Raw genomic sequence first — 13029 nt, 5'->3', positions numbered from 1 at the left:
CGCTAAGCCATAAAATAATAAACCATTGCCACCCTTTTAGACAAGAGGTTATTTTTTTAAATTTTTTAATATATCGGATGATGAGATGATTTACCACGGAATATATAATAACAATAGAAAGTATAGCTAAGTATAATAGGCAGGAATATCCCTGCTCCTATCAGCAGTAAAGACTGTGACTCCGGTGCTGCTGCTGCAGTTTCAAGAGTAACTTTATAAGGAACGATATATGGCCATATACTTATAGCAAGTCCTAAATATCCTAATAAAAATAATAAGGTCGTATAAATAAACGGCTTTACTTCTTTTTTCTGTTTGATTGCTTTAATTAATTTAATAAATATTAAAGCAGTTACAATAGGTACAATCGATAAATAGTAAATATTCGGTACACTAAACCAACGATGATTGATGTGGTTATTTAAGAAAGGGACCCATAAGCTTACAAGCCCCATAAAAAGTGCAACGTAAAATAAAATATATAAAGCAGATTTATAAGCCCAATCTTGTGTTTTCTTTTCTGTCTTCAGAATAAGCCAAGTAGCACCCAAGAGTGCATAACCAAACATTAATGCTATCCCTGTCATCACTGAAAAGGGAGTCAGAAAATCAAAGCTCCCCCCTGCAAATTCTCGTCCTTCTACTTCTATTCCTTGGACAAACGTACCAAGCATTAAACCTTGACAAAAAACAGCAAGCATAGAACCAAAATGAAAAGCGTAATCCCAAATATAACGATGACCTATATGAGCCTTAAAACGGAATTCAAAAGCTACACCGCGAAATATTAGACCAAGTAACATGAATGTAATAGGAATATATAAAGCCGGCATTAACAGTGAATATGCAAGTGGGAAAACTGCAAATAAACCACCGCCACCAAGTACTAACCAAGTTTCATTACCATCCCAAAAAGGAGCAATAGAATTGATCATTTTATGACGGCAATCATCGGTAGGTGCAAACGGGAATAAGATCCCTATCCCTAAATCAAAACCGTCTAATAAAACATATAAACAAATAGCGGTAGCTATAAGCCCACCCCAAACAAGCGGTAAATCTATATAAGATGCAAAATTTAACATTAGTTTTTTAACACATTAAAATAATATTACAATTTAATAACAATTAAAGCCCAAGCTTTATCTGCTGTATATAGGATAACCGGTGATTAATCTGAGACCAATACAAACTCTGTCACCAAGAGGCAAACCAAATTGCTCTACTTTTTTTTAAAAAAGTGTCTTATTTCTATAGCTTGACCAAAATCAAATGATATAATTTAAGATGAAATCATTTCTTTACTTTTAGACGGTGATATATTTACCTTTTTATTTAACTCTACTATCACTGCCGCTATATTTACTGTAGACATATGATAGATAATGGTAATAATTCTTCAACTTCCTCACCTCCATTTTCTGAGTTCAATAACGCAAGTAAAGCCAATACATCTAAAATGCATTTATTCATTTTTAAATTCCTTTTTTCTCGACTCAATTAAAGACTCAACTAATGATATGTTACTTTTATTTTCAGATTTTACCGATATTTAAAATGCTTAAATTTTATTTTCATCTCAACTATTAACATTAATTGCTCTCCTGAAGAAAGATATAATTGGTCTCACATTTTTGCAGGAATATTTATTCTGCCATTTTCAGATATAGTAACTTTATATTCCAAGTACATATTTAAAAAATGTATTTTTGATTATTCAATAAATATAGTTATAATAACACAAAATACCTTTAATATAAAAACTATTTTATAACAATGGGTTGTTCAAACTGATCTCTCCATACATTTCTTTATTATCTATCGCCTCTATACCTTTCTTTATCAAATGCATTATGTAATATATACCAGCTCCAAAAATGAGCGCATATACTACTATAAAAGCAATTAGAGAAATAAATACATATTTGCCAAGTACCGGTGATACTGTATCCATAGTTTTTAAAATATTATACACTATATAAGGTTGTCTACCTACCTCAGTTACAAACCAGCCAGCAAGTACTGCAATAAAACCTGAAGGCGACATTAATATATACCAATATTGAAACCAATGCGTAGTATATAATCTTTTCTTCAAATAAAGATATAAGCCAGCTACACCTGTAAACACCATTAAGAAACCAATGCCTACCATAATACGGAAGCTAAAAAATACCACTGCAACCGGCGGACGCTCTTCTTGTGTCCATTCTTTTAACCCTTTCACTTCACCCTCTAAGCTATGCGTTAAGATCAAACTACTAGCATAAGGTATTTCTATAGCATATTTTGTTTTTTCTTCTTCCTCGTCAGGAAAACCTATAAGATTTAAAGCTGCCCCTTTTTCCGTATTCCAAATACCTTCTATAGCTGCAACCTTAACCGGCTGATATTTAAGAGTATTTAAACCGTGTAGATCACCGATAAATATTTGAATAGGTGCAACGATTAATGCCATTAACACCGCCATAAAAAGCATAATTTTAGCATGCTCTTTATAACGATTATTTAGTAAATAAAAACTACCTACACCACCGATTACAAAAGAAGTAGTTAAATAAGCCGCCGTAATCATATGGAAAAATCGATATGGGAAAGAAGGATTAAAGATAATTTCTAACCAATTTAAAGGATAAAAGAACCATTTGCCTTGCAGTTCAAAACCCGCAGGCGTATGCATCCAGCTACTGGCTGCAAGTATCCAAAAAGCTGAGATTACAGTACCAATAGCAACTATTAACGTAGAAATAAAATGCACTTTTTTACTGACTTTATTAAAGCCAAATAACATTATACCTAAAAAAGAAGATTCGAGGAAAAAGGCAGTAAATACTTCAAAACCGAGAAGTGGTCCGAGGACATTTCCAACCTTATCTGAAAAATTCGACCAATTAGTACCGAATTGATAAGACATTACAACACCTGAAACCACCCCCATACCGAAAGTAACAGCAAAAATCTTCATCCAAAATTTGTATATTTCTTTATAAACTTGCTTTTTTGTGTTTAACCACAACCCTTCAATTACCACTAAAAAGCTTGCAAGCCCTATAGTAAAGGCAGGGAATATTACATGAAAGCTTATGGTAAAAGCAAATTGAATCCTCGATAATAATACTTGATCAAATTCCATTATAATATATCCTTCCCACGGAGGTGGGAATCCAAAAAAATAGCTTTAATATGGTAAAAATTATATGTTTGACGAAATAAACATATGAAAAACAAACTTTTCATGTTTTCCTCTTGATTCCCGCTTCCGCAGGAATAAAATACAATAACATCAATACAGTATTTGATTTAATTAGACGCTTTTGCTATTATTAAATTCTATCTGATTAGTTTTAACAAATTTTCCTTTTTCGGAGTTCCAATTATAATGAACATTTACTATTCTTACTTCTGTAACATTAACATCACCATTGGGCAATTGTGTTACATCATAGCCTTTTTGGATAGAATCCGTAATTAATAAACTTGCTTGACAAATATATTTTACGTCAAAGAACGGAGACGGGTCTTCCTTAGACTTTTCTTGTTCTTCTAAAAAATTACTAGATAATTCTTGTTCTTGCATTTCCAATGATTTTGAAGTTATTGTCTGAATTTTGTAGCATTATTTAGGGTAAGAAGCAAGGCTTGTTTATTATTTTTCCATACATTTAATATTTTTAGGTATATTTTTGCAAAATAATTAAATTAAATATAAGCTCTAAAATAACACGCATTAATATATTATTGTGAAATTGAGGTTCATTATCGTGATAAAATACCCTACTTTATCCAAATCAACATTTAGCTTAGGTATTTATTTTTTAAAATTCGATAAAGTTAAAATTACTTTATTAACTGTAATCTGTATTTTACTCGGTATGATTCCAGCAATTGATAGTATATTACTTCAGAAAATCATTGATTTAATTGAATCTTTTAGAGATAAGAATACTCATAACTTTTTATCTTCCATGATTTACTGGGCAGTATTTTATGCTCTTTGGTGGGAGAGTATTAATATAGCATATCGTTCATATGATTATTTGTATCTAAAGACTATGCCCGTAATAAAAGGGACAATACTAAATGAACTTTATAATTATACACAATATCATAGCCATAAATTCTTTCAGGATAATCTAGCAGGACATATTAGCAATCGCATTACCGAAACCGCAAGATCGTTTGAGATGATCATTTCGATATTTGGTGAAAAAATTCTTCGTAAACTAGCAATTATTGTCTTTGCATTAATTGCTTTATATTCGGTACATTACGTTTTTACTACGATATTTATTTTATGGATTACAGTTTTTTTAGGACTTAGTGTTCTTTTCTCGGATAGAATCAATAAATACTCGTTAAATTATGCTAGAAGTCAATCTTTTGTTGCCGGTAGTATCGTAGATGCAATTAGCAACATTAATGCGGTTAGAATGTTTACAGCCCATAAATTTGAACGTCAACACCTAGAAACAAGAGTAGAAAATGCCATAGCCGATGAGCAAACTATGCAATTCTTTATGTTCAAATTACGCTATGCTCTTGGGACTTCTTGTTCAATAATGATTTTTATAATGATTTATTATTTGTCGGTACTTCGCAGTGAATTATCTATAACTATAGGTGATTGCGTATTAGTGCTAACATTATGTATAAATGTAGCAGACGATATTTGGGATTTAACCCAAGAAATAGGCGATGTGTTTGAACAGATCGGGGCATTTAACCAAGGTTTATCTTTAATGGCACCACATATTATAACGGATATTGAAAATGCTACTCCTTTAGATATCAAAGAAGGTGTGATTGAATTCAGAAACGTTACGTTTAATTATCATCATAATAATAATCTATTTTATAATAAATCGGTATTAATACCAAGTAAACAAAAAGTAGGACTAGTCGGATTTTCCGGTTCGGGAAAAACGACTTTTATTAGTTTGCTCACTAGGTTACATGATATAACAGAAGGAATGATTTTAATAGATAATCAAAATATTAAAAATGTAACTCAAGATTCTCTTAGAAAAGCTATTAGCCTTATACCCCAAGAACCAGTACTTTTTCATCGTACTATTTTGGAAAATATCAGATACGGGACAAAAGAAGCTACTATTGAGGAGGTTATAGAAGCAGCAAAATCTGCACATATACATGATGTTATCAATAATTTACCGGACGGTTACGATACTATGTGTGGAGAGCGTGGGAATAATTTATCCGGCGGTCAGCGTCAAAGAATTATTATAGCAAGAGCTATCTTAAAAAATGCTCCTATTTTAATTCTCGATGAAGCAACAAGTAGTTTAGATAGTGAAACGGAAAGCCTAATTCAAGAATCAATGGAATATTTAATGCAAAATAAAACTGTGATAGTTATTGCCCACAGATTATCTACTTTACTAAATATGGATAGAATTTTAGTTTTTGAAAAAGGAAGCATAATCGATGACGGTAGCCACGCAGAATTACTAAAAAATAGTAAACTCTATCAAAAATTATGGAACTCTCAAGTAAAAGGATTGATAGTGTAAGGCAGTGTTGCCTATGTTCAATATCATTCCCGAGGAAGTACGAATCAAAAATAATTAGTCTAATAATATTACATATATGATAAAATAAACCTACAAAAAAACAAGTATTTTTAGAGGTTGTATTGGATTCCCGCTTCTGCGCAGGAATAACATAGGAGTCATGCAACAAGTGCGGTAATAATAGCCTCAACCTTTAACTAAGTCAGTATGAGCCGTTTTACTATTAATAATATTTTCGAGTTAAAAAGCACATAGAGCTTTTAAGGTGAATATAGTATTGTGTAACGTCTTTTAACTTTTGTTCGTAATTTTTTACATAAAGATCTATTTTTTCCCTAACTGCTTCGTTTCAGCACTATAAAAAAGAATTATTATTAATAATATATTTACTTTATTTTACTTTTATCTTCTTCAGATATTGACATAATAATCTATATTATACAGCCCCATTCTTTTTTCTATATCTTTACGACTTAATAGTTCATAAAACCCTAATCATATCATTGGATATCGTTATTTTTTCTGTTTGTATTTTCATAAATATTTCCTTTTATTATGCAATAAATAATATTTTTACTATACACAAAAAAACAAGATTGTAATATGCTGTTATAATAATTTTTTTAGCTACTAAAATGAAACTATCTGATTTTGACTTTGATTTGCCAAGTGAACTTATTGCACAATATCCATCTAGTAAACGTGACCATTCGGATTTATTAATTGCTGCTACGCCACCTATTAAAACTAAATTCTACAACATAATAGATTACTTAAAAGAAGGTGATTTATTAGTCTTTAATAATAGCAAAGTCATCAAGGCAAAGCTAAATTTAGAGAAAAATAGACCTCTGTCTAAACTCGCTTATAGGGATAAATTTGAAGGAGACATGGAATGTAGAACCGCAGTGTACACAAACGTACGTGAGGATTCGAGTACCGGATCAACATACAAATTACCCCTAGAAGTAGAGTTGGAAAAGAGGTCTAATATTACAATAAATTTAAATCAAAGATTATCTAATAATTGTTGGTCGGCTTTTGCAAAACCTGCACGAAGACTTAATATAGGCGATGAGTTTCATTTTGATAATCATAAGGTAATCATTGTTGAAAAACTTGCAATAGGTGAGATTAAAGTAAAATTCGAGCTTGATGATATTTCTGTATTTGAGTTCCTAGATAAATACGGTGAGATGCCGCTACCGCTTTATATTAGACACCATGAAGCACAAAAAAGCAATAATGAACGTTACCAAAACATTTATAGTAGTATAGAAGGTTCAGTTGCAGCACCAACGGCTGGACTACATTTTACTAACGATATACTTAATAAACTTAAAGCAAAAAATATACAAACCACTTTTTTAACACTACATGTAGGAGCTGGAACTTTTTTACCGGTAAAAACCGAAAATATTCATGAGCATAAAATGCATACCGAATATTGCTCTATTACTCCTGACACTGCTCGACTGATCAATAAAGCAAAACAAGAAAAGCAACGCATTATTGCAGTCGGCACTACAACACTTAGAACCCTTGAGAGTTCTTGCAATAACGGCACTGTAAAAGCCTGTGATTTTGAAACTGATATATTCATAACCCCAGGCTTTAAATTTCAAACAGCAGATATTCTACTTACTAATTTCCATTTTCCGAAATCTACTTTATTTATGCTTATATGTGCTTTTGCAGGATTTAAAGAGATGCATAAATTATATAAATATGCTATAAAGGAAAAAATGCGTTTTTTCAGCTACGGCGATGCAACACTTTTGTATAGAAAAATATGAATAGTATCATAGAATCTTACTAAATTACCTTTTATAGAGAAGGTTTAGCTTTTTTACTAACCGTCCAATGCAAGAGGTGATAATAATGAACATGCAGATATTAATATCTGCCATCTTCCTCTGCCCTAGTGCAAATAAAAGCGATTGGCAACAAGTTTTAAATATATAAGGTAGATATTCTTTTAAAAATAGATTGTGTACGATGTAATATATTAAACGATAATGATAAACTTAAACAAAATATTATTAATTTTTAAAAAATGCTTTATAAAAAGGGCTTGAACTAATGGAAAAAATATTTTGAGAAGATTCGTTCAACACACTAGGACAAGCAACTATCAAATTACATATGACTTAAAATACTAGATGACTGTAATAATATTTACTATGTTTACAAAAATATGAAGACGTAAAGGGAGTTTTTGAAAAAATTAAACTATATTTACCGATTAGAAAAAACCTATAACAAACTAAGTACTATGCAATACTACTTTTGAAAGCAAAGAATTAGATAATCGAGTGACAATACCATTAGACGTAAAACAAATTGCTTTATCAAAAGAGTTAACTGAGATTGCCTTAGAGCTTAATAAACCTCGAACACTACTTCAAATATTTAGCAAAAATAATCTAAAAAGTGGAATTTATTTATACGGTCCGGTGGGCAGTGGCAAAACTATGCTAATGAATTCTTTTTTTGAAGAATTAACCGCATCTAAAATAATAATACATTATCAGAACTTTATGCAGGAAATTCATAAAATAATGCATAAATTACAAACAGAAAATCAAAAAGATATTATTCTAAAAATTGCTAAAGATTATGCTAAAAACACTAGAGTACTTTGTATAGATGAATTTGAAATTAAGGATATTACCGATGCGATGATAATCGGTAGATTATTTGATAAACTAATAAAGCAAAACATTTTTATTTTTATAACATCTAACACGAGTCCCAATAATCTTTACAAAAATGGGTTACAACGAGAATCTTTCTTACCTTGTATAAAGATAATCAATAATACATTTTATGTTAAATATCTAGATAATCACCATGATTATCGATTTGATAAAGCTTTAGGAGTTAAAGGAGAGAGAATTATTTATCCTTTAACTCTAGAAAATCAAAAAAAACTTGAAAAAATTATTACAGACATTAGCGATAATAGAGTTCTTTCCAAACTCACTTATAGAGAGGAATTTATAGGAGACACGGAGTACAGCACCACAGCCATACCAGTACATGAGGATACGAGCTCTGAATTGACGTACAAATTACCTCTAGAAGGAGAGTGTGCAAAGAACTCTACTAATTTCACTCCTCAAAATATTGAGGTTTTAGGTAGAAAAATATCATTTCAAAAAGTGCATAAAAGAATATTAGTCACTGATTATAATGAATTATTTACAAGAGACCTTAGCTATATCGATTATGTCAATATTTGTCAAAATTTCAACGTTATTATAGTCCAAAACGTTCATACTATCGATGCTAACGATACAAATACGGTCGTTAGATTTATCAATTTTATCGATAACGCCTATTTCTATAAAATACTCTTATTTATGAGCTTAGAAGATGACCCTAATAAAATATATCAAGGTTCTAATCGAAGTGAAGAATTCAAACGCACTATATCAAGATTAAATGAAATGAATAGTGCAGCTTATTTATTAAATAATAATTTAAGGAATTAACTTCCCATTAAGAAACTTAATAAATTCATCAATATTGATTTTTATATCATATTCTAAATATTCTGCGGTCGTTTGATTTACATAAAAAGGAATAATCACACAACATATAATTTGTCATTTTGTTGTAAAAACTTCTAAGAGGAGTTATGCCGTGATCGATCTCTACTACTTATTTTTGCTTTATTAAAAAGCTGAGCATGTTTATATGGAGACGATAACTCTAGATATATTACCTTAAAACTGATTTTCTCAATTTTTTTATTCAGTCTTCTTGATTAACTATTTTTCTGGTAGAAGCGTATTTATGAGAAATACATATTTTATCGTATTTCTAATGACTTAATTTACTATGAATATCTTAAATTATTAATTATAGATACGATGTTGATCACCTAAGCTTAGTGTCATTGTGTAGAATATAACCTTCTTACGTTAAAACCCCATACCTTCATTAATTACTATCCCATTTGGTAACACTAAAATAAATTGCTCCGTCTTTTTTCTTTATACAGCTTTTTAATTTCTATGTTACATTTTAATGATTCTATGGAAGTAAATTGATGTTTATTCTTTAATGCGTAAGCATTACTAAAATAGACAAAGATAAAAATTATGAGTATAAAAGTATCTCATAACAAGAAAGATAATTAAAAGTTTGCATTGCAAGCTTGGCAGCGACTTACTCTCCCATGCCTTATGACATAGTACCATTAGCGCTATGAGGTTTCACGTTCGAGTTCGGGATGGGATCGTGTGTTTCACTCATGCTATAACCACCAAGCTAGCAATACAAACTTTTCAAAAGATAGAAAATATTGTTGTACAACTCTAAAAAAGTCTTAACACTATATACCCTAACTTTTACTACGATACTCAGCAAAGTAATTTTTACTAGATATTGTGGTCAAAGCCTATAACAAATTAAGTCATACAACAACATCTTTATTCATTGATAAAGCTATATATATAAAACCTGATAACTTTGTGAGTTGATACTACATTCTTGCAGCATTAATACTATATACATATGTAATCTCACAGCAAAGTAAATCAATCGAGCTATTAGTATCGGTTAGCTACACACATTACTGTGCTTCCACACCCGACCTATTAACGTGGTGGTCTTCCACGGCTCTAATAGGGAAGTCTAGTTTTGAGGTGGGTTTCCTGCTTAGATGCATTCAGCGGTTATCCCTTCCGTACTTAGCTACCCAGCTGTGCCGTTGGCACGACAACTGGTCCACCAGGGGTACGTCCACCTCGGTCCTCTCGTACTAAAGGTAGATCCTCTCAAACTTCCTACACCCACGGCAGATAGGGACCGAACTGTCTCACGACGTTCTAAACCCAGCTCACGTACCACTTTAATCGGCGAACAGCCGAACCCTTGGGACCTTCTCCAGCCCCAGGATGTGATGAGCCGACATCGAGGTGCCAAACGATTTCGTCGCTATGGACGCTTGGAAATCATCAGCCTGTTATCCCCGGAGTACCTTTTATTCGTTGAGCGATGGCCCTTCCACTCGGAACCACCGGATCACTATGACCGACTTTCGTCTCTGCTCGTCTTGTCAGACTCGCAGTCAGGCTAGCTTATGCCATTGCACTCTAAAAGTTGATTTCCGACCAACCTGAGCTAACCATCGCGCGCCTCCGTTACTCTTTGGGAGGCGACCGCCCCAGTCAAACTACCAACCATGCATTGTCTCGGATCCTGATTCAAGGATCTCGGTTAGATGTCAAGAACCAAAAGGGTGGTATCTCAAGGGCGACTCCACAAAGGCTGACGCCTTCGCTTCGTAGTCTCCCACCTATCCTGCACATCTGATTCCTGACACCAGTGCAAAGCTATAGTAAAGGTTCACGGGGTCTTTCCGTCTAACCGCGGGAACTCCGCATCTTCACGGAGAATTCAATTTCGCTGAGTCGATACTGGAGACAGTGGGGAAATCGTTACGCCATTCGTGCGGGTCGGAACTTACCCGACAAGGAATTTCGCTACCTTAGGACCGTCATAGTTACGGCCGCCGTTCACTGGGACTTCAATTCAGAGCTTGCACCCCTCCTTTTAATCTTCCAGCACTGGGCAGGCGTCAGACCCTATACGTCGTCTATTGACTTTGCAGAGCCCTGTGTTTTTAATAAACAGTCGCTACCCCCTAGCTTGTGCCACCTATAAATGGTTACCCATATACAGGTCATCTTTCTTCCGAAGTTACAGATGTAATTTGCCTAGTTCCTTCAGCATCGTTCTCTCAAGCGCCTTGGTATACTCTACCTGTCCACCTGTGTCGGTTTCGGGTACGGTCTATAATGAAGGTGTTATTTCCTGGACAATATTCACTACACAATCAATCCAATAAGACTGTACAATTTACTATTTTCGTCACAATCCTTCAGGTTCAGGAATATTAACCTGATTCCCATCGACTACGCCTTTCAGCCTCACCTTAGGGGCCGACTAACCTTGCGCAGATTAACTTTACGCAAGAACCCTTGGACTTTCGGCGAGAATGTTTCGCACATTCTTTATCGCTACTTATGTCAGCATTCTCACTTCCGATACCTCCAGCAAACCTTACGGTTCACCTTCGCAGGCTTACGGAACGCTCCGCTACCATTTATGCTAAATGCATAAATCCGCATCTTCGGTACATGACTTGAGCCCCGTTACATTGTTGGCGCAAGAAAACTTATTTAGACTAGTGAGCTATTACGCTTTCTTTAAATGATGGCTGCTTCTAAGCCAACATCCTAGTTGTTTTGGTCTTCTCACATCCTTTAACACTTAGTCATGATTTAGGGACCTTAGATGGCGGTCAGGGCTTTTTCCCTCTCGACTATGGACCTTAGCACCCATAGTCTGTCTGCTATGCTATACTCGTCGACATTCGGAGTTTGATTGAGTTTGGTAAGTCTGTGGGACCCCCTAGCTCATTCAGTGCTCTACCTTCGACGGTAACCGCTATAACGCTCTACCTAAATAGATTTCGCGGAGAACCAGCTATATCCGAGTTTGATTGGCCTTTCACCCCTAACCACAGCTCATCCCCTACTTTTTCAACAGTAGTGGGTTCGGTCCTTCAGCGGATTTTACTCCGCTTTCAACCTGGCAATGGCTAGATCACCCGGTTTCGGGTCTAATTCATTTAACTAAATCGCCCTATTCAGACTCGCTTTCGCTACGCCTACACCTAACGGCTTAAGCTTGCTAAATAAACTAAGTCGCTGACCCATTATACAAAAGGTACGCCGTCACAAGACATATAAATATGCTTGCCCCGACTGCTTGTAAGCATTTGGTTTCAGATACTATTTCACTCCCCTTGTCGGGGTACTTTTCACCTTTCCCTCACGGTACTTGTTCACTATCGGTCACTAGAGAGTACTTAGGCTTAGAGGGTGGTCCCCCTATGTTCAAACAGGATTACACGTGTCCCGCCCTACTCAAGGACTTCAAACTTTTTACCTATACGGGACTATCACCCTCTATGGTCAACCTTTCCATGTTGTTTTAGTTATTTTTTTGAAGCCACTGGCCTGGTCCGCGTTCGCTCGTCACTACTAACGGAGTCTCGGTTGATGTCCTTTCCTCCAGCTACTTAGATATTTCAGTTCGCTGGGTTTGCCTCATATAGCTATATATTCACTATACAATACCTAATAAATTAGGTGGGTTCCCCCATTCGGAAATCTTCGGATCACAGTTCATTCGCAACTCCCCGAAGCTTATCGCAGCGTATTACGTCCTTCATCGCCTTCTAGTGCCAAGGCATCCACCAAATGCTCTTATTATATTTACTTACGCGTTTAACTTGAGATTACACGATGCATACAGAATTAATTTCACAATTATTTTCAGTATCTACTCACGACATAAATTTTTATTATCGCGGTGTATTTAGTTTTTAGCTTTATCAACTTTTTAAACAGCTACAAAGTTTTACGTTTCAAACTTTGTGTGATGATTTTATATCTATTTTTTTAAAGCTTGTCAAACA

General features: G+C 34.0%; 6 protein-coding genes, 2 rRNA genes and 2 pseudogenes. 3 read left to right on the top strand and 7 right to left on the bottom strand.

The window, feature by feature from the left end:
• Nucleotides 1–65: 65 nt before the first annotated feature.
• The 5 genes and pseudogenes from cydB to A1E_RS01135 all read right to left on the bottom strand — a co-directional run bounded on the left by cydB (nt 66) and on the right by A1E_RS01135 (nt 3577).
• Nucleotides 66–1085 (bottom strand): cytochrome d ubiquinol oxidase subunit II, encoded by a 1020-nt coding sequence (gene cydB, locus A1E_RS01145; protein WP_012148393.1) that lies wholly within the window; start codon nt 1083–1085, stop codon nt 66–68.
• Nucleotides 1086–1092: 7 nt separating this feature from the next.
• Nucleotides 1093–1473: pseudogene (locus tag A1E_RS07390) on the bottom strand (PIN domain-containing protein).
• Nucleotides 1466–1692, bottom strand: a pseudogene (locus A1E_RS07230) (AbrB/MazE/SpoVT family DNA-binding domain-containing protein). Before A1E_RS07230 ends, A1E_RS07390 begins: the two co-directional pseudogenes overlap by 8 nt.
• Before the next feature lie 76 nt (nt 1693–1768).
• Nucleotides 1769–3133 (bottom strand): cytochrome ubiquinol oxidase subunit I, encoded by a 1365-nt coding sequence (locus tag A1E_RS01140; RefSeq protein WP_012148392.1) that lies wholly within the window; start codon nt 3131–3133, stop codon nt 1769–1771.
• A 171-nt stretch (nt 3134–3304) separates the two neighbouring features.
• Entirely contained in the window at nt 3305–3577 is a 273-nt protein-coding gene (locus A1E_RS01135) for a DUF2671 domain-containing protein (protein WP_012148391.1), read from the bottom strand.
• 184 nt (nt 3578–3761) lie between these two features.
• Between A1E_RS01135 and A1E_RS01130 the strand changes: the two genes are divergently transcribed.
• The 3 genes from A1E_RS01130 to zapE all read left to right on the top strand — a co-directional run bounded on the left by A1E_RS01130 (nt 3762) and on the right by zapE (nt 9028).
• Entirely contained in the window at nt 3762–5531 is a 1770-nt protein-coding gene (locus tag A1E_RS01130) for an ABC transporter ATP-binding protein (protein WP_012148390.1), read from the top strand.
• A gap of 635 nt (nt 5532–6166) precedes the next feature.
• Nucleotides 6167–7327, top strand: a complete 1161-nt coding sequence (gene queA / locus A1E_RS01125; protein ID WP_012148389.1) for a tRNA preQ1(34) S-adenosylmethionine ribosyltransferase-isomerase QueA — start codon at nt 6167–6169, stop codon at nt 7325–7327.
• A gap of 519 nt (nt 7328–7846) precedes the next feature.
• Nucleotides 7847–9028, top strand: a complete 1182-nt coding sequence (gene zapE, locus A1E_RS01120; protein WP_012148388.1) for a cell division protein ZapE — start codon at nt 7847–7849, stop codon at nt 9026–9028.
• A gap of 666 nt (nt 9029–9694) precedes the next feature.
• Here zapE and rrf read toward each other — a convergent pair.
• A 5S ribosomal RNA gene (rrf, locus tag A1E_RS01115) occupies nt 9695–9809 on the bottom strand.
• A 260-nt stretch (nt 9810–10069) separates the two neighbouring features.
• Nucleotides 10070–12832, bottom strand: a 23S ribosomal RNA gene (locus A1E_RS01110).
• Nucleotides 12833–13029 lie beyond the last annotated feature (197 nt).

It is taken from the genome of Rickettsia canadensis str. McKiel (assembly GCF_000014345.1).
Classification (GTDB): domain Bacteria; phylum Pseudomonadota; class Alphaproteobacteria; order Rickettsiales; family Rickettsiaceae; genus Rickettsia; species Rickettsia canadensis.
Note: the sequence above shows the minus strand (reverse complement) of the source record. Positions and strands in the feature narration are given on the sequence as shown.

Excerpts from the sequence above, each read along its gene's own strand:
- cydB (WP_012148393.1), bottom strand. The coding sequence starts at position 1,085 with ATGTTAAATTTTGCATCTTATATAGATTTACCGCTTGTTTGGGGTGGG.
- A1E_RS01140 (WP_012148392.1), bottom strand. The coding sequence starts at position 3,133 with ATGGAATTTGATCAAGTATTATTATCGAGGATTCAATTTGCTTTTACC.
- A1E_RS01135 (WP_012148391.1), bottom strand. The coding sequence starts at position 3,577 with ATGCAAGAACAAGAATTATCTAGTAATTTTTTAGAAGAACAAGAAAAG.
- queA (WP_012148389.1), top strand. The coding sequence starts at position 6,167 with ATGAAACTATCTGATTTTGACTTTGATTTGCCAAGTGAACTTATTGCA.